Source organism: Dyella sp. Tek66A03, from assembly GCF_052567735.1.
On sequence record NZ_CP199584.1, the window covers coordinates 1,427,808 to 1,444,366 of the forward strand.

Annotated in this window: 18 protein-coding genes; 13 read left to right on the forward strand and 5 right to left on the reverse strand. The window is 62.9% G+C overall.

Annotation, left to right across the window (positions count from 1 at the left end; genetic code table 11):
- Nucleotides 1-8: 8 nt before the first annotated feature.
- Together ACT01B_RS06415 and ACT01B_RS06420 are read right to left on the reverse strand one after the other, a co-directional pair.
- On the reverse strand, nucleotides 9-593 hold the full coding sequence (locus tag ACT01B_RS06415; protein ID WP_445146544.1) for a nucleotidyltransferase family protein: 585 nt from the start codon (nucleotides 591-593) through the stop codon (nucleotides 9-11).
- A gap of 26 nt (nucleotides 594-619) precedes the next feature.
- Entirely contained in the window at nucleotides 620-1,720 is a 1,101-nt protein-coding gene (locus ACT01B_RS06420; protein ID WP_445146545.1) for an XdhC family protein, read from the reverse strand.
- 293 nt (nucleotides 1,721-2,013) lie between these two features.
- Between ACT01B_RS06420 and ACT01B_RS06425 the strand changes: the two genes are divergently transcribed.
- The 7 genes from ACT01B_RS06425 (at nucleotide 2,014) to ACT01B_RS06455 (ending at nucleotide 8,501) form a co-directional block, all read left to right on the forward strand.
- Nucleotides 2,014-2,493, forward strand: coding sequence for a (2Fe-2S)-binding protein (locus tag ACT01B_RS06425; protein ID WP_445146546.1), 480 nt, complete (start codon nucleotides 2,014-2,016; stop codon nucleotides 2,491-2,493).
- Nucleotides 2,494-2,556: 63 nt separating this feature from the next.
- A complete protein-coding gene (locus tag ACT01B_RS06430) occupies nucleotides 2,557-4,839 on the forward strand; it encodes a molybdopterin cofactor-binding domain-containing protein (RefSeq protein WP_445146547.1) in 2,283 nt (760 codons plus the stop codon).
- Nucleotides 4,836-6,125, forward strand: a complete 1,290-nt coding sequence (locus ACT01B_RS06435; RefSeq protein WP_445146548.1) for a c-type cytochrome — start codon at nucleotides 4,836-4,838, stop codon at nucleotides 6,123-6,125. Before ACT01B_RS06430 ends, ACT01B_RS06435 begins: the two co-directional genes overlap by 4 nt.
- A gap of 260 nt (nucleotides 6,126-6,385) precedes the next feature.
- Nucleotides 6,386-6,871 (forward strand): RidA family protein, encoded by a 486-nt coding sequence (locus tag ACT01B_RS06440; RefSeq protein ID WP_445146549.1) that lies wholly within the window; start codon nucleotides 6,386-6,388, stop codon nucleotides 6,869-6,871.
- A gap of 119 nt (nucleotides 6,872-6,990) precedes the next feature.
- A complete protein-coding gene (locus ACT01B_RS06445; protein WP_445146550.1) occupies nucleotides 6,991-7,542 on the forward strand; it encodes a dihydrofolate reductase family protein in 552 nt (183 codons plus the stop codon).
- 324 nt (nucleotides 7,543-7,866) lie between these two features.
- On the forward strand, nucleotides 7,867-8,289 hold the full coding sequence (locus ACT01B_RS06450; protein WP_445146551.1) for a VOC family protein: 423 nt from the start codon (nucleotides 7,867-7,869) through the stop codon (nucleotides 8,287-8,289).
- Entirely contained in the window at nucleotides 8,286-8,501 is a 216-nt protein-coding gene (locus tag ACT01B_RS06455) for a DUF3820 family protein (RefSeq protein WP_445146552.1), read from the forward strand. The genes ACT01B_RS06450 and ACT01B_RS06455 overlap by 4 nt, the downstream gene beginning before the upstream one ends.
- Before the next feature lie 45 nt (nucleotides 8,502-8,546).
- Here ACT01B_RS06455 and ACT01B_RS06460 read toward each other — a convergent pair whose 3' ends face one another.
- Entirely contained in the window at nucleotides 8,547-9,194 is a 648-nt protein-coding gene (locus ACT01B_RS06460) for a TetR/AcrR family transcriptional regulator (protein ID WP_445146553.1), read from the reverse strand.
- Nucleotides 9,195-9,246: 52 nt separating this feature from the next.
- Between ACT01B_RS06460 and ACT01B_RS06465 the strand changes: the two genes are divergently transcribed.
- The 3 genes from ACT01B_RS06465 to ACT01B_RS06475 all read left to right on the forward strand — a co-directional run bounded on the left by ACT01B_RS06465 (nucleotide 9,247) and on the right by ACT01B_RS06475 (nucleotide 11,827).
- On the forward strand, nucleotides 9,247-10,035 hold the full coding sequence (locus ACT01B_RS06465; RefSeq protein ID WP_445146554.1) for an SDR family NAD(P)-dependent oxidoreductase: 789 nt from the start codon (nucleotides 9,247-9,249) through the stop codon (nucleotides 10,033-10,035).
- A gap of 130 nt (nucleotides 10,036-10,165) precedes the next feature.
- Complete coding sequence (locus ACT01B_RS06470; RefSeq protein WP_445146555.1) at nucleotides 10,166-11,146, forward strand: sensor histidine kinase; 981 nt, start codon at nucleotides 10,166-10,168, stop codon at nucleotides 11,144-11,146.
- Between the two features lie 174 nt (nucleotides 11,147-11,320).
- The gene (locus ACT01B_RS06475) at nucleotides 11,321-11,827 is read left to right on the forward strand and encodes a molybdopterin-dependent oxidoreductase (protein WP_445146556.1); all 507 of its coding nucleotides are present in this window, start codon (nucleotides 11,321-11,323) and stop codon (nucleotides 11,825-11,827) included.
- Nucleotides 11,828-11,881: 54 nt separating this feature from the next.
- On the opposite strand, the gene ACT01B_RS06480 is transcribed toward ACT01B_RS06475, so the two are convergent.
- Complete coding sequence (locus ACT01B_RS06480) at nucleotides 11,882-12,772, reverse strand: LysR family transcriptional regulator (protein WP_445146557.1); 891 nt, start codon at nucleotides 12,770-12,772, stop codon at nucleotides 11,882-11,884.
- Nucleotides 12,773-12,891: 119 nt separating this feature from the next.
- Between ACT01B_RS06480 and ACT01B_RS06485 the strand changes: the two genes are divergently transcribed.
- The 3 genes from ACT01B_RS06485 to ACT01B_RS06495 all read left to right on the forward strand — a co-directional run bounded on the left by ACT01B_RS06485 (nucleotide 12,892) and on the right by ACT01B_RS06495 (nucleotide 15,609).
- Nucleotides 12,892-13,875 carry an aldo/keto reductase gene (locus ACT01B_RS06485; protein WP_445146558.1) on the forward strand — a complete coding sequence of 328 codons (984 nt, stop codon included), beginning with the start codon at nucleotides 12,892-12,894 and terminating at the stop codon, nucleotides 13,873-13,875.
- Nucleotides 13,876-14,263: 388 nt separating this feature from the next.
- On the forward strand, nucleotides 14,264-15,217 hold the full coding sequence (gene pip, locus ACT01B_RS06490) for a prolyl aminopeptidase (protein ID WP_445146559.1): 954 nt from the start codon (nucleotides 14,264-14,266) through the stop codon (nucleotides 15,215-15,217).
- Between the two features lie 89 nt (nucleotides 15,218-15,306).
- On the forward strand, nucleotides 15,307-15,609 hold the full coding sequence (locus ACT01B_RS06495; RefSeq protein ID WP_445146560.1) for a putative quinol monooxygenase: 303 nt from the start codon (nucleotides 15,307-15,309) through the stop codon (nucleotides 15,607-15,609).
- 46 nt (nucleotides 15,610-15,655) lie between these two features.
- Here ACT01B_RS06495 and ACT01B_RS06500 read toward each other — a convergent pair whose 3' ends face one another.
- Nucleotides 15,656-16,531 (reverse strand): hypothetical protein, encoded by an 876-nt coding sequence (locus ACT01B_RS06500; protein WP_445146561.1) that lies wholly within the window; start codon nucleotides 16,529-16,531, stop codon nucleotides 15,656-15,658.
- Between the last annotated feature and the right edge of the window lie 28 nt (nucleotides 16,532-16,559).

The window sequence follows — 16,559 nt, forward strand, 5'->3', positions numbered from 1 at the left end:
GGCCCGTCTCAACGGAGCCCTTGATAGGCGAGCCACACTGCGTGATCGGCAGGTGTGTCGATATCGAAGGCGGCTGCAGGAAGGTCGTGACCATCGACGCGGTCGAGATAGTGTTCGAGCAATCGCCGGGCGCCTTTTGTTCCTTGCAGCGAGGCCAGCTCGCCGAAGTAGGCGCGCGGGAACAGGCAAGGCGGTCCCAGATGGCCTTCGAAGCGGGCGGCCCGGATGCGCCCGGGCGCAGAGGCATGCGCTTTGGCCAAGCTTTTTAGGTCCGCGGCACGGATGCCTGGCTGATCTGCCAGCAGTACCAGTAACGCATGCGGCATGGCTTCCATGGCCATGGCGGTTCTGACACCAAGCCCCAGCGAACTGCCCATGCCGGTTGTCCAGTCGGGGTTCTCGGTGAGTTGCACCGGCAAGCCGGCGAGGCATGTCTTGACCGCCTCAGCGTAAGCGCCGGTCACCACGATCACCGGTGATAGGCCGGCCTCGAGTGCGGCCATGGCAGCGCGGCGCACCATGGGAATGCCTTCAATCGGCAGGGTCTGCTTGGCCGCCCCGAAGCGGCTGGCGTTTCCCGCGGCGAGCAGCACGGCGGCTATGCGCTGTCCGTGGCCGGTCATGGATGTATCGGGGACTGGGACTGGGACAAGGGCCCGCCGTTTCGGCCGTTACGCACAGCCAGGATTTCCGCGGCGACCGCCAGGGCAATTTCATGGGGTGTTTCCGACCCCACGTCCAGCCCTGCGGGCGCATGCAGCCGTGCCTGTGCCCGCGGGAAAGCCTCCCGCACACGTGCGGTTCGCTGACGCGATCCGATCACGCCGAGGTAGCCCACTGGCGTTGCCAGCAGGGCTTGGAGGTACGCGATGTCGCGCTCCAGTCGGTGCGTCATCACCACGGCAGACGTGGCGTTGTCCAGCGGTACTTGCGCGATGAGTGCCTGCGGCGACGCGTTGATGCGGTGAATACCATCGGCCTCATCGGTGGTCTCATGCGTGTAGTCGACCAGCGTGGTTTGCCAGCCCAGTCGCACCGACAATTCGGCGAGCGATCGCGCGCTGGCGCCGTCGCCAACAATGACTAGGGCGTGCAGCGGGCGCTGCGATTCGACGAGGACGTCGTAGTGTTTTCCGCCCGTCGCGACCTGCCGGGTGACTGCCGCGATCGCTGGTGTCGCCCCGATCGAAGGCAGCTCAGCAGCGATGCGGTCGCGAAAAGACAGGTCTTCAATATTGCTCCAGTGGATGCCATCTGCCTGTACAAGTCGAAGCGGACGGGGAGCGAGTACTTGCTCATCTACCGCGTAAACGGTGGCCATGACGCCGGCGACACGGCGGGCATGCACTTGCGCGACCGTTTCAAGGAATACGAGGTCGCGCGGCTCTCGTAGCGGCTCGATGAGTACTTCCAGCTCGCCGCCGCAACCGGTTTCAAGCATGACGTCCAGGTTGGCATGGCGCCCGTACTCCACCAGGGCCGGGTGACCGCTTTCGATGACCCGTTGCGCACGCAGCGCGATGTCCCGTTGCGGACATCCACCGGACAACTCGCACACCATGCGCCCGTCGGGCAGCACCAGCATGCTCGCGCCTGCGCGACGGAAGGTGGACCCGCGCGTCTGCGTGATGGTGACCAGTGCCGCACCGTCGCGGCCTGGCCCCAGGGCCAGCGCCCGGGCCGCGCGGTACAGAGAGTCGAACTCTTGGGCGACGTTCATGACTCGAGGCCAAGGAGGGTCTGGGTATCATGTTCCGTCATAAGGCCCGGCCAATGCCAGCGGCAACGGTGGGTGTCGATCGCGCCGACGATGGGCCATGCAGGTGGCGCCGTCTGTGCGACTGCCGCGTCTTCACTTGTCTTTTCTTTCCGCAGGAGGAAGATTTGACGGTGTTTTCACCCGGCACGGGCCGCTTCGAGCGTTGCTGACAGCGCCTTGATGACGCATGGCGGTGGTTCACGTATCCACGGTCCGGGTGAGCCGTGACGACACGACCTCGCAGGGAGATTTGCATGATCGTCCTTTCTATCAATGGTCAGGAATCGCAGGTTGATGTTCCCGATGACATGCCGTTGCTATGGGTGTTGCGTGATGTCATTGGCCTGAACGGCACGAAGTTCGGATGCGGTATTGCCCAGTGCGGTGCCTGCACCGTGCATCTGGACGGCCAGCCGGTTCGCTCCTGTGTATTACCGGTGAGCGCTGCGGTAAGCAAGAAAATCACGACCATCGAAGGCATCGGCGCCACGGAGGTCGGTAAGCGTGTGCAGCAAGCGTGGCTAGGTATCGAAGTGGCGCAGTGCGGCTACTGCCAATCGGGCCAGATCATGTCGGCGGCTGCGCTGCTCACGCAGACGCCGCAACCGACCGATGCGGACATCGATACGGCCATGTCCGGCAACCTGTGTCGCTGCGGCACCTACGTGCGCATACGCGCGGCCATCAAGCAGGCTGCCACTGGAATAATCACGTTGCCGCAGACCATCGCCTGAGATCTTGCAGCGCTGTTGCGTGGACGTTGTTACTGGCTTCAGACACCGACCGAGAGCTAAGTCATGGTTATTCGCGCTACCCCTGTTCAAGACGACGATGGACTGCAGGATCCGTCCCGCCGCGAGCTCATCAAGCGCGGCGGTCTGGTGGTGGCGTTCATGTGGCTGAGTGGTCCCATGCGTGCCTGGGGACTGGCGGACACGGCGCGCATCGACCAGGGCCAGCCGTTGTTTGCACCGAACGCCTTCGTGCGCGTCGGCAACGATGGCAGCGTGCAACTCGTGATGCCAAGCATCGAGATGGGGCAGGGAGCGTATACGGGCCAGGCCACCTTGCTGGCCGAGGAGCTGGACGTGGGGCTCGACCAGATCACCGTCGAGCACGCGCCGCCTAATCGCAAGCTCTATTCCAACCCGCTACTGGGCGAGCAGGCGACCGGTGGTTCGACCACCATTCGCTATTGCTGGTCGGCTCTGCGCAACGCGGGTGCCGCCGCGCGCTTCATGTTGGTGAGTGCCGCTGCGCAGCGTTGGAAGGTGGACCCCGCGCAATGCACGGTAGCGCGCGGGGTGGTTACGCATGCGCCTAGCGGCCGCACGCTGCGCTATGCGGAGCTGGCCGATGCGGCGGCGCAGGTGGCACCTCCCGATAAGGCACCACTTAAGAGTCCCAGCGATTTCCAGCTCATCGGCAAGCCACTGCGTCGCGTGGATACGCCAGGCAAGGTGGATGGCAGCTTGCCCTTCGGCATCGACATACGCGTACCAGGCATGAAGGTGGCCACGGTGCAGGCCTGCCCCACGTTTGGCGGGCGGCTGGACTCGGTGGACGATACGCGCGCTCGCGCCGTGCCCGGCGTGCTCAAGGTGGTGAAGCTGGACAATGCGGTGGCGGTGATCGGTGAGCACTTCTGGGCGGCCAAACAAGGCCTGGACGCGCTGGATATTCGCTGGGATCGCGGTGCCAATGGCAGCTTTACCACGGAGCAGCTGTTCAAGGACATGGCGCAGGCATCCGAACATGGCACGCCGATCGTGGCGCGCGATGTCGGGCATGTAGACGGCGTCAGCGGCAAGCTGGTCTCCGCTACCTACCAGTTGCCGATGCTCGCGCATGCCACGATGGAGCCGATCAACACGGTGGTCCACGTACGGCCTGACGCCTGCGAAATCTGGGTCGGTTCGCAGGTGCCTGCGCGGTGTGTCGATGTCGCTACCAAGATCACCGGCCTGCCGGCCGAGCGCATCATGGTGCACAACCAATACATGGGTGGTGGCTTCGGGCGGCGCCTGTTCGAGGATTCTGTCGAGCAGGCCGTGGCCATCGCCAAGCAGGTGGACTATCCCGTCAAGGTGATCTGGACCCGCGAGGAAGACATTGCGCAGGACCGTTACCGTCCCGCCTATTACGACCGCATCTCTGCCACGCTCGACGGCCAGGGTAAGCCGGTGGCGTGGACACATCGCACCACGGGCGCCTCGGTGTTGGCGACCTTCGCTCCCCCCGCCATGGGTAAGAACGGGCTCGATCCGGACCTGGTGGAGAACGCGGCGGACCTTCCCTACGAAGTGCCGAACATGCGCGTGGAATGGGTGCGGCATGACATGCCCGCCGGCCTGGCGGTCGGTTGGTGGCGTGGTGTGGGGCCAACGCATACCGTGTTTGTCGTCGAGAGCTTCGTCGATGAGCTTGCGCATGCGGCTGGCAAAGACCCGGTGGCCTATAGAAAATCGATGCTCGGCGACCATCCGCGCGCCCTGGCCGTATTGGAGTTGGCCACGCAGAAAGCGGGTTGGGGGCAGGGCACGCTGCCGCCGCGACACGGGCGAGGCGTCGCCCTGGCCGCGCCGTTTGGTAGCTACCTGTGTGTGGTGGTGGACGTGGAGGTGTCGCCGCAAGGCGAGATCCGCCTGCTACGCGCGGTGACCGCCGTCGATTGCGGCATGGTCGTCAACCCGAACACCGTGGAAGCGCAGATCCAGGGTGGACTGGTGTTTGGCTGGAGCGCGGCGCTCTACAGCGGCATCACCTTGAAGGAAGGCGCGGTGGAGCAGCGCAACTTCAATGACTATCGCGTGATGCGCCTCAACCAGACCCCGCCCATGGAGGTGCACATTGTCCCCAGCACGGAGCAGCCGGGTGGCATCGGCGAAACCGCCACCGTCATGTCCATGCCTAGCTTGTTGAACGCGGTGTTTGCGGCGACCGGCGTGCGCATCAGGACCTTGCCGATCGACACCTCGGCGCTGGTGTCGGACCCCAATGCGCTCAAGGCCGTATTGTCGGCGGCGACGCCGTCGCAAGTCCCCAGTGATGCTGCCTCGGTCGCGAGGATGCTTGTATGAAGATCGGTCGCCTCATAGCTGTGCTTGTCCTCCTGATCCTCCTGGGTGTGGTCGGTTTCAGCGCCTATGCCTTGCTCACGGTGCGCAACGGCGGGAACGATCAGGCACTTCAACCCCTCAGCGCCGGTGCCCCGGCCAGCATCACCGACCCGTTGGCGCGCGGCGAATACCTCACGCGCGCAGCCGATTGCGCGGCATGCCACACGGCGCCCGGCGGCCACGCCTTCGCCGGTGGCGTGGCCTTCACGTTGCCGATGGGTACCATCTATTCCACCAACATCACCGCCGATCTCGAGACGGGCATTGGCAGCTGGAGCGACGACGATTTCGTCCGTGCCCTGCATGCGGGCGTGAACAAGGCAGGCCAGCCGCTGTATCCCGCGTTTCCTTACACGTCCTATACGGCGCTCAGCCGCGCGGACATTCTGGCCATCAAGGCTTATTTGTTCAGCCTACCCCCGGTTCACGCGCCGGCGCGGGCCAACGACCTCTCGTTCCCCTTTAACCAGCGTTGGACCCTTAGCCTCTGGAACGCGTTGTTCCTCAAGAAGCAGCGCTTTGTACCAGAGCAGGGCAAATCCGAAGCATGGAATCGCGGCGCCTACCTGGCCACCGCGCTGGGTCACTGCAGCGAATGCCATACGCCCAGAAACAGCGCCTTTGCGCGAAAGGCTGGCGAGGACCTTGCCGGCGCCGAGTTGCAGGGCTGGATGGCCTACAACATAACCTCGGACAAGGATCACGGCATCGGTGCATGGAGTGAGCAGGAGCTGGCCGACTACCTGGCCAAGGGGCATGCCACAGGACGCGGCACCGCGTCCGGCCCCATGGCCGAAGTGATAGAAAACAGCCTGCAATACCTGACGCCGGAGGACATATCCGCCCTCGTGACCTACCTGCGCGAGGTGAAGCCACAGCAGGTCGGCGTCGCACTTCCGGCAGTAGCCGCCGCGGGCAATAAAACGCCGAATGGCACGGCGGGCCTTGGCGAACAATTGTTCGTGGGCGCTTGCGCGGGTTGTCATCTCGACAACGGACAGGGTCGCCAAACCGACTATGCATCACTCGCCGGTCTACGCTCCGTCAGCGATCCTCATGCGAACAACCTCACCCAGGTGATCCTGCATGGGTCGCAGCTGCGCGTGGGTGCTCAACATGTCTTCATGCCGTCGTTTGGTCGCGCGTATTCGGATGCGGAAATTGCTGCGTTGTCCAACTACGTCGTTAGCCATTTCGGCGGGAAGCAGGGCACGCTTAGCGTGGAAGACGTAGCGAAGCGTCGATGAAGCGCCTGCAGCAGTAGCGGGCGCGGCTGGCACAGGGCGTCTGATGCGCCGTTCGATCAGAAGGGCGGCAGAAGGGCGGCTATCACCGCGCATGGATCTTCACTTCGTCTCCATGCGACCGCGGAGTTCGGTGTCGGCACTTTCGTGGCACGCGTTTGGAATGCCCTCTTTGATCCAGGGCAGACGTTCTAAAATGGTATCGGATCGGCTTCGCCCCCAGGTCAACCCCCCAATGAGTCTTGTGTGATCAGGAAGAACCCATGAGCGAGATCGACGCCCGGCTGGCGACCTTGGGCTTGACGCTGCCGCCGCCCTTCACGATACCCGCCGGACTGAGCTTGCCGTTCGAGTTCGTCCAGGTGATCGGCACGAGAGTACTCATCTCGGGCCACGGACCCCAGGGTGGGGATGGCTTGATGGCAGGACCTTTTGGCAAGGTGGGGGCCGAACTCTCGGTCACTGAGGGTTACCAGGCAGCGCGATTGGTCGCGCTCTCCATGCTCGCCAGCCTCAAGCGCACGATTGGCGAGCTGGATCGGGTGGATCGTTGGCACCGTGTCTTTGGCATGGTCAACTCGGCGCCCGGATTCACGCAACAGCCGCAGGTCATCAATGGATTCTCGGACCTCATCCTTGAGCTGTACGGACCTGCGCGGGGCGCCCATACCCGCAGTGCCGTTGGCATGGCGGAGCTCCCATTCAACATTCCGGTGGAAATCGAAGGCGAACTTTCGCTGCGCCCTTGAGGTACGACGGTTGTCGCCTGGCAAATCCTGCGGCCAGCACGACCTCCGCAGGGCATCGTGACTGAGACAGACAGGGATTACATCGCTGGTGTGCGAGCGTCTGAAGGCGAGATCCACCCATGGCTAAAATCATTCATTCCATCAACGCGACGCTTAACGGCAGTTGCTCACACCACGATGCGATAGCTGACGCTGAGCACCACGGCTATGCAGCCGATCTGCTCAGCTCCGCGGATGCACTGCTTTTTGGAAGAACGACCTTTGATCTCTTTGCTGGGTTCTGGCCTCAAGCAGCATCGAGTACCGAGCTTCCGTCGCATACCGTCTCGCTCGGTAGGGCGCTTGGGCGGGTAAAGAAGTACGTACTCACAAAGCGACAGCTGATATCGGACTGGGATAACACATTTCAACTATCGGGCCAGCTTGACCTGGAAATTGAGAGTCTGCGGCGATCGATTGGCGGCACTATTGTGATCTTCGGCAGCCCTGGGCTGGCTTCGTCGCTCGCTGCGATTGATCAGATCGACGAGTATCACATTCTGTTTCAGCCATTCGTCGTCAATTCGCAGCCCAAACTCTTTGAATCGGTTGGCTCGCGATTGTCACTGCGCATGATGAGCGTTACGCCGTTTGCTTCAGGGGTACTGCTCACAAAATTCCTGCGCCAGTGAGTGTCCGCATTCAGACCGACGAAGACATTGCAGATATAGAAAGGGCTTATCGGCAAACCGCATGTATTTCATCGCAGTAGCACGTGGTCGCCTATCTTGAAGCCAGGATCGGTGTTGTGCGTTACGCGCCCCGCAAAGTCGAGGCCCGGAACCAATGCCTCCCTATGCACTCACGTCGGACCAACCCAAGAAGGCAGCCCTCGCGTTGAATTGCGGCTCGGCCACGTTCGCCGGCGGTATCGGCGGCTCGGGTTGCCGTGCGTGAGGTTTGTAAAACGACGGCGTGATGGTAATAAAGCAGTGCCCTTACTGCTGAGCCCGGACATGCACAACCTCCCTCCGTTCCATCTCGCCTTTCCAGTGACCTCGCTGACCAACGCGCGTGCGTTCTATGGCGAGCTGCTGGGTTGTCCGGAAGGCCGATCCAGCGAGAGCTGGGTAGACTTTGATTTCTACGGACACCAGATCGTGGCTCACCTTGCGCCGGAAGAAGCGCGCGCTGTCACCGCGCACGACGTGGATGGCGACGCTGTGCCGGTTCGCCACTTCGGCGTGGTGCTGTCGATGGGCGACTGGCAGGCGCTGGCAGAACGACTGGAAGCCAGGGGCACGCGTTTCGTCGTCGCGCCGCATATTCGCTTCAAGGGACAGCCTGGCGAGCAGGCCACCGTGTTTCTGCTCGATCCCTGCGGCAATGCCCTGGAGTTCAAGGCCTTCGCGGACCGTTCGCGGTTGTTCGCCAAATGAAAGCAGAAGACCTGCAGCGACTGGTGACGATCACCATGCCTTATGGCAAGTACCAGGGCCGCCTGATTGCCGACCTGCCGGGCGCCTACCTCGCATGGTATGCCCGCAAAGGCTTTCCCCCCGGCGACTTGGGCGGCCTGTTGGCATTGGCGCTTGAGCTCGATCACAACGGTCTGAAGTCGCTGCTCGATCCGCTGAGAAAGCGAAAATAAGCCGGACTCGCAAGGCAGGCTTCAACGGGGAATCGTTGCCCAGATCTATGCCGACCGCTTCTGAGCCTTGCTTCGAAGGCGAGGGTGACTCGGGCTTTGCCGTGCTGCCGCGCCTGCAATCCAGGCCCGAGTCTCCGTCAACACTTCATCGGAGAGCTTTGGATCATCGCTCAGCCGGGCCAGGATCAGCGCGCCGACCATAGCCGCCCAGCTACCGATGGCCTGCTGGCGTTTTTCGGCCAACTCCGAACCCGGCGTGCTCTCAGTCAGGCGCTCGATCTGGTGTCGGAGTCCGGCGGTCATCGCCGTGCGAGCCTTGGGCGATTGGCGGATGGTCTCGGCAGCAAGTCCTGCCGTCGCACACCCGCCCGCCAGGTCGTCGCAATGCTGCAGCGACAGGTAGCTCGTGACGTATTCAGCCAGATCAATCTCTTCCCCGGCCCCAGCGGCAAGCGCATACGTCAGGGTCTCGGCAATCAGGTCGTCCTTAGACTTGAAGTACCCATAAAAGCCGCCGTGGGTGAGTCCCGCGGCCAGCATGACCTCGGCCACCGTGACGGCCTCAAACCCCTTGGCCCTGAAGAGCCGGCTGGCGGCATCAAGAATCCTTTGGCGATTCTCGGCGACCTGCTCGCGACTGACTTTCATCTCGATCTCCGTTGACCTCTTGACATCATACATGATGATCATCATGATAAATTACATGATATATATCATGAATAACTTTTCAGCAGAGGATCAACCCATGGCACGCAAACCCTCCGTGTTAGTTACCGGCGCCTCCACCGGCATCGGCGCCGTCTACGCCGACCGCTTCGCCAAGCGCGGGCATGATCTTGTACTGGTCGCCCGCGACCGCAACCGCATGGAGGCACTGGCCGAACGACTGCGTCGCGAGACGGGGGTGGCGGTCGACGTCCTGCAGGCCGATCTCACCGACGCGCATGACGTGACCAAGGTGGAAGCTCGGCTGCGAGAGGACGAGCGCATCGGCATCCTGGTGAACAATGCAGGCACGTCCGTGCCAGGCGGTTTCGCCGAGCAGAGCCCGGAGGCCGTGAGCAAGCTCATCGGCCTCAACGTCACCGCATTGACGCGCTTGGCGAGTGCCATCACGCCACGCTTCGTGGCGGCGGGCGAGGGCGCGATGATCAATATCGGCTCGGTCGTTGGGCTCGCTCCGGAACTGGGACTGACCGTCTATGGCGCAACCAAGGCCTTCGTGCTCTTCCTCTCTCAAGGTCTTCACCTCGAGCTAGGTCCCAAAGGGGTCTACGTGCAGGCGGTGCTGCCCGCGGCGACCCGCACCGAAATCTGGGCGCATGCCGGGAAGGATGTGAACGCCTTGCCGGCAGTCATGGAGGTGGAAGACCTCGTAGATGCGGCGCTGGTGGGATTCGATCGCCGTGAGACAGTCACCATTCCGCCGCTCCCTGACGCGCAACAGTGGAGCGCTTTCGAAGTCGCCCGACAGGCCATGCTTCCGAATTACGGGCAGAGCCAGGCTGCGGCGCGTTACCGCACCGCGGCCTGAGCCGCTCAGAGGCCGGTATCAGGCAGGCTTCGCGCGGACGATGGTGCAAAGGCCATCGTCCACGACGGATTTCCTTCTCGCAGCCTGCCGACTCGTCATCATGTAGAGCTCTTCGTCAGAGGATTGATCGATGGCGCGCAAACCCTTCGTTGCAACGACCGGTGGTTCCAGCGGCATATGCGACGCCTATGCCGATCGCTTCGCCAGGCGTGGGCATGATCTTGTGCTGGTCTCCCGCGACCGTGCTCGAATGGTTGCGCTGGCCGAACGACTGCATCGCGAAACGGGGGCGGAGGTCGACGTGCTGCAGGCGGATCTCGCCGACGCGGATGAGCTGGCCCGAGTGGAGGCGCGGCTGAGTGAGGACGTGCGCATCGGCATCCTGGTGAGCACGGCGGGCACGACAGCTCCAGGCGGCTTGGTCGAAGAAAGCCCGGAGGCGGTATTGGTCTTCAACACGATGCAGGATCGCATCAGCCGTCACCTCAAGGAGCACCTGAAAATCCTCGGCTCCATCGCGCACGATTTGCAGACACCGATCACGCGCATGCGTCTGCGTGTCGAAGCGCTGGAAGAGTCCGCCGTGCAGCAGAAGATCGTCGACGATCTGCGCGAGATGGAACACCTGGTTCGCGAAGGCGTGTCGTACGCGCGCAGCGCGCACGGTGGCGCGGAGGCGCTCGTGCGAATCGATCCGGTCACTTTTCTGGAAAGCCTCGTCTTCGACTATCAGGATATGGGGCGGCCCGTGACGTTGTCCGGCACCGTCGGCGGGCGGGTCATGAGCCGTCCTCAGACGCTGCGACGCGTGTTGGGCAACTTGATCGACAACGCCGTCAAGTACGGCGGGTCGGCAGAAGTCGGCGCGCAGCGGGATGCGGCTGGCGTCTTATGTATCACCGTGTCCGATCGAGGCCCTGGCATTCCTGATGGCAAACTCGAACAGGTCTTGCAACCGTTCTACCGGCTGGCGGCTTCGCGTCACAGTGATACCAGAGGAGCCGGCCTTGGACTCGCCATCGCTGCACAATTGATCAGCTCGATCGGTGGCCATCTAGTCCTGTCCAATCGCGACGGCGGTGGCCTTGCGGCGACCATAGCGCTGCCGTGACGAACATTGCCGAGCTTGCTGGGAAGATCTGCTTTCGACCTGGAACAGCCATCACGACGATGCGCAGCGCCTTTCGCGCGGGACCAGCGTAAGCTGTCACTGCGTCGTGGGTAGCGTGAAATATGCCGACGAAGCGGTGAAGTGACAATCGCCGTGCCGAAGGAAGGCCAGGCCATGCATCTTCGAGCTGTTGTCAGTTGCCTGTTGTGCCTCGCGCTGTCGGCGTACGCGACGGAGTCTGCGCGTCTGGCTGATCAGCCGACAATCAAGCTGGTGTTGGATGGCAAGCCGACGTATGTGTTCGATCAGGCGGCCTTGGCATCGATGCCGCGGGCCAGCGTGAAAGCCGCTGCACCAGGCGAACAGCCGAGCACATGGCAAGGCGTCGCGCTTGAAGACATTGTAAGTCGCACCTGCGTGGCGTCGGGCGACGCGCTGATGGGACGCGCCATGGCAAGGCTCATCCGCGTCACCGCGGCGGACGGCCATCAGGTGGTTTTCAGTGCGGCCGAGCTGCACCCTGATTTTGGCAATACCCAAGTGATCCTGGCGGACTCGAGAGACGGCAGGCCGCTTGCACAGGACAACCCCTACAGGCTGATCGTACCCACGGACAAGCGCAGCGACCGCTGGGTGAGTTATGTCACGACGATCGAAGTGGTGGATGCGTCGACGCCGTGACGGACACGTCCCGTTAGATGCCCCACGCCTCCGGCACAGTTCAGCGCAGAGATCTCATCGGTAACGCAGCGCCTCCACTAACACCGAAAAAGCGGGCGCGGGTTGGCGCCGGCTCGGGTAGTAAAGGTGATAACCCGGAAACGCTGGACACCAGTCGGCCAACAGGCGCCGCATCCTGCCGGCGGCGATGTCCGCCAGGACCATGTCCTCCGGCAGATAGGCCAGGCCAAAGCCATCCAGTGCGGCCACGTGAACCTGACGGATGCTGTTGAAGGCCAGGCGACCTTCCACGCGCACATTCAGAGCGTGGCCATCCTGTTCGAACTCCCATGCGTACAGCCCGCCATGGGTAAGAAAGCGAATGTTGATGCAGTCGTGCCCGGTGAGGTCGCGCGGCGTCTGCACGGCCGGATGCGAGGCGAGATAGCCGGGCGCACCGACCACGGCCATGCGCATCGCTGGACCGATCGGCACGGCGATCATGTCCTTGGCCACTTGCTCGCCCAGGCGAATGCCCGCGTCGAATCGTTCGGCGACGATGTCGGTCATGGCCGAATCGGTGATCACTTCCACGTGGATGTCCGGGTAGCCCGGCAACAGCTTGCGCAGTGCCGGCCACAGGATGGTCTCGGCGGCGTGCTCGGCGGTGCTGATACGTAGCGTGCCGCGGGGCTTGTCGCGCAGCTCGCTCAGGCTCGCCACGGCGGCATCGATGTCCTCGAAATTCGGCGACAGTTCCCTGAAGAGGCGTTCGCCCGCTTCGGTGGGAGCGACGTTGCGGGTGGTGCGGGTGAGCAGACGCAGGCCAAGCCGGGTTTCCAGCCCGCGGATGGTATGGCTGAGTGCGGATTGGGATACGCCCAGTTGCGCGGCTGCGCGGGTGAAGCTCCGCTCGCGCGCCACCGCCAGGAACGCCAACAAGTCGTTGTAGTTCTCGCGAGTCATGCGCGAACCAGGTTCATTGATGAGCTCAAATCATAAAAGCATTCGTATTGCAGCGTCTAATCAAATCAAACGGCTGCGCGCAGACTTGCGCTCATCCCCGTTCCTTGCAGGAGCACCGCATGCAAACGCGCACGCTTGGCCAGAGCGGCCTCACCGTCTCCGCCATGGGCTTCGGCTGCATGGGCCTGAACTTTGCGTACGGTCCTGGCCTGGGCAAGCCAGAGGCGATCGGCTTGCTGCGTGAGGCGTTCGAGGCAGGCGTGAGCTTCTTCGACACGGCCGAGGCTTATGGACCCTTCACCAATGAGGAACTGGTCGGCGAGGCGCTGGCCCCGATCCGCGACCAGGTGGTGATCGCCACCAAGTTCGGCTTCGAGAACGGCAATGCGCAGGCTGGCCTGGACAGCCGGCCCGAGCGGATCCGGGCCGTGGCCGAAGCTTCGCTCAAGCGACTGAGGACCGATCGCATCGATCTGTTCTACCAGCACCGGGTCGATCCCAAGGTGCCAATGGAAGACGTGGCCGGCACGGTCAAGGAACTGATCGCGGAAGGCAAGGTGAAGCACTTCGGCCTGTCGGAAGCGGGGGCGCAGTCGATTCGTCGGGCGCACGCGGTGCAACCCGTCGCAGCGCTGCAGAGTGAGTATTCGCTTTGGTGGCGCGAGCCCGAGCAGGAGGTGCTGCCGACCTGCGAAGCCTTGGGCATTGGCTTCGTGCCGTTCAGTCCGCTCGGCAAGGGATTCCTTACCGGCACGATCGACGTAAACACGGCGTTCGCCAAGGATGACTTCCGCAACGTGGTGCCCCGCTTCTCGCCGGAAGCGCGCCAGGCCAATCAGGTGCTGGTCGATCTGCTAGGCGAGATCGCGGCAGGTAAACAAGCGACGCAAGCGCAGATCGCACTCGCATGGCTGCTTGCGCAGAAGCCGTGGATCGTTCCGATTCCGGGCACCACCAAGCGTCATCGCCTGCAGGAAAATATCGCTGCCGCCGAGGTCGAACTGCATAAAGACGAACTGCGTCAAATCGATGATGCCCTGGCCCAGATCCAGGTGCAGGGCGATCGTTATCCGCCACACCTGGCCGCGCGCGTGGGCAAATGAACCGCGGATGATGATTCGTGAGCATTAAGGCAACGCTGAATAAGTATCGCCGTCGCCACCGGCCCTGTCTGCGCGCAGATCACAGGGGCGGCGGCGACGGCAGACTGGCTGTCTGACGAGTCGGCGCCCCGACGAGATGCGGGCAGACAGGGCCGGCCCAACCGACGGGATTTCAAGTGTTTGGGTGATGTCTGGAAGGCCCGCAGGCTGCGCCGTACGGCTTGGCAAGACGGCCAGTCTTCCCGGCGCCGCACGACACAGCCTGCGGGCCTTCCAGACATCATGGCGACGGCGATACTTATTCAGCGTTGCCTTAAGGGCGGCTCATCGCTTCCAAGTTCCGCCATGGCATGGTTATGCTCGCGCAAATCTCAAGGGTAGACATGCCGTGCGCGAACTGTATCCGGAAATTGAGCCGTACTTGACCTATCGGTTGGCCGTCGACGATATCCATGAACTCCATGTGGAAGAGTGCGGCAATCCGAATGGCTTGCCTGTGGTCTTTCTGCACGGCGGCCCCGGTGCGGGTCTGTCCAGCTACCATCGGCGTTTTTTTGATCCGCAGCGTTTTCGTATCGTGCTGTTCGATCAACGCGGCGCCGGCAAGTCCACGCCGCACGGCGAGTTGCGCAACAACACGACATGGCATCTGGTCGACGATATCGAGGCGATCCGGGAGCACCGTGGCATCGAGCGCTGGGTGGTCTTCGGCGGCTCCTGGGGTTCGACGCTCGCACTGGCCTATGCGCAGACGCATCCCGAGCGGGTACTTGGCCTGGTGCTGCGCGGGATCTTTCTTGGCCGGCCCGCCGAGGTGCGCTGGTTCAACGAGCTCGATGGCGGAGCCTCGTGGATCTTTCCGGAGCGTTGGGCGCAATTTCTGGCGCATATTCCCGTGGCAGAGCGCAGCAACATGGTCGAGGCGTATTGGCGTCGCCTGGATAGCGACGATGAGGTCGTACGCGTGGCGGCCGCGCAGGCCTGGGGGCACTGGGAAGGCGGCAGCACAACGCTGTTGCACGATCCGCAAGAACCGGGAATTTTCGAGGACCCGCAAGTGGCGATCAGCGTGGCGCGGGCCGAGGTTCACTATTTCCGGCACGGCGTCTTTCTGGAGCCTGACCAGCTGCTGCGCGATATCGAACGCGTCCGCCACATTCCGGCCACCATCGTGCACGGGCGCTACGACATCATCTGCCCGGCGAAGAATGCCTGTGACCTGGCCGAGGCCTGGCCGGAGGCGGGCTTGCACATCGTGCTGGCTGGCCACAGCGCCGCTGATCCGGCGATCGTCGACGTCCTGATACAGGCTACGGATCATCTGGCCGATCGCTACGTTTGAATAGTCTCCATGACGAGCATCTTTGCCCGCTCGGTCACTCGGAAAGCAATGGAGTATCGTGGTCTCCTTGTCACAACCGGAGACATGTCATGGTCAAAGTGGCGTTGTTCGTTCGCCTTGAGGCGAAGCCCGGAAAAGAGCAGGACGTTGAAGACTTTCTTTTGAGTGGCCTTCCTATTGTGCAGGAGGAGCCGGCTACCACGGCGTGGTTCGCTATCCGCTTGGGGCCATCGACGTTCGGTATCTTTGACGCTTTCCCGAATGAGGCTGGCCGGCAGGCGCACCTTTCCGGCAGGGTCGCGGCGGCCTTGATGGCCAAGGCGGGTGAGTTGCTGTCCGCGCCACCGTCAATCGAAAAGGTAGACATACTCGCCGCAAAACTGCCCGGCTAGGCAGTCTTCGCGGAATGTCCCGAATGGCTGCGCCTGCCTTGGGCGGTCACGCCGCGATCGTCGTATTCACGGGTCTACCCGCCAGCCACAGCGCGAGATTCCTGACATAGCGCTCGATCGAACGCTGTGCTTCTGGAGCGTGCGCGAGAGCGTCGCCAGGCGCTTCGGTGACAAAACTTGGCGCTCCCATCGATGGGTTCCAGTTGTAGTCGGCAAAATGATGGAAGGTGGACTCGGCAATGGCGGGCCCGCCATCCGACGACGGCTCGAACGCCACCACGAGATTGAACTCGGTTCCACTGAGTTTGCTACAGCCTGTGGCGATCACGCGAGCGGATGGATCGTTGGCGGGTTGGCCGACGGCACCCTCGTGCGGATGCGCCGGCAAGGAATGCACGGTGCCGCCGGGTGACTCCGGATCGCTCAGCACCGCGTGTAGCGGCCCGTGGATGCTTATGTGCTGAAAATCTCCGTTGGCACCGGAGTGATAGTTGGGCCAGAGAATGTCCGGGGTGTATGTGTCATCGCTATGATGATGCGACGCATCGGGATCGAGATGCGTCGAATGGAAGAAATGCGCGGCGCCCACGCCTCCCAGCGTGCATACCGAGGAGCCGAGATCCATGTGGTCGCGCGTCACCAGCAAACCGCCGCCGCGTTGGCGAAAGCGCGTGATCGCCTCGCAGTCTTCCGTCGTGAGTCCGTCGCCCGTGTCCACGGCGAATAGCCACAGCTCGTCGAACGAGGTGGTGTCGAGCTGCGACAACACGCTGTCTGGCGAGCCGGGTGGATCGCGGTCGCGCGCAACGACGTCAAACAAGGTGTCGCCGGTGGCATCGCGCAAGTTGGCGAGATAGTCGCGAAGAAGACTGAAACGTCCGATGTGCCAGTCGTCGTCGACGCTGGGTATGGTCGTCTGCAAAAGGATCCTGCTGGGTGTCGCCATGGCG

Coding starts and splice junctions, on each gene's coding strand:
- ACT01B_RS06420 (WP_445146545.1), bottom strand. CDS start 1,720: ATGAACGTCGCCCAAGAGTTCGACTCTCTGTACCGCGCGGCCCGGGCG.
- ACT01B_RS06425 (WP_445146546.1), top strand. CDS start 2,014: ATGATCGTCCTTTCTATCAATGGTCAGGAATCGCAGGTTGATGTTCCC.
- ACT01B_RS06430 (WP_445146547.1), top strand. CDS start 2,557: ATGGTTATTCGCGCTACCCCTGTTCAAGACGACGATGGACTGCAGGAT.
- ACT01B_RS06435 (WP_445146548.1), top strand. CDS start 4,836: ATGAAGATCGGTCGCCTCATAGCTGTGCTTGTCCTCCTGATCCTCCTG.
- ACT01B_RS06440 (WP_445146549.1), top strand. CDS start 6,386: ATGAGCGAGATCGACGCCCGGCTGGCGACCTTGGGCTTGACGCTGCCG.
- ACT01B_RS06445 (WP_445146550.1), top strand. CDS start 6,991: ATGGCTAAAATCATTCATTCCATCAACGCGACGCTTAACGGCAGTTGC.
- ACT01B_RS06450 (WP_445146551.1), top strand. CDS start 7,867: ATGCACAACCTCCCTCCGTTCCATCTCGCCTTTCCAGTGACCTCGCTG.
- ACT01B_RS06455 (WP_445146552.1), top strand. CDS start 8,286: ATGAAAGCAGAAGACCTGCAGCGACTGGTGACGATCACCATGCCTTAT.
- ACT01B_RS06460 (WP_445146553.1), bottom strand. CDS start 9,194: ATGATGATCATCATGTATGATGTCAAGAGGTCAACGGAGATCGAGATG.
- ACT01B_RS06465 (WP_445146554.1), top strand. CDS start 9,247: ATGGCACGCAAACCCTCCGTGTTAGTTACCGGCGCCTCCACCGGCATC.
- ACT01B_RS06470 (WP_445146555.1), top strand. CDS start 10,166: ATGGCGCGCAAACCCTTCGTTGCAACGACCGGTGGTTCCAGCGGCATA.
- ACT01B_RS06475 (WP_445146556.1), top strand. CDS start 11,321: ATGCATCTTCGAGCTGTTGTCAGTTGCCTGTTGTGCCTCGCGCTGTCG.
- ACT01B_RS06480 (WP_445146557.1), bottom strand. CDS start 12,772: ATGACTCGCGAGAACTACAACGACTTGTTGGCGTTCCTGGCGGTGGCG.
- ACT01B_RS06485 (WP_445146558.1), top strand. CDS start 12,892: ATGCAAACGCGCACGCTTGGCCAGAGCGGCCTCACCGTCTCCGCCATG.
- ACT01B_RS06495 (WP_445146560.1), top strand. CDS start 15,307: ATGGTCAAAGTGGCGTTGTTCGTTCGCCTTGAGGCGAAGCCCGGAAAA.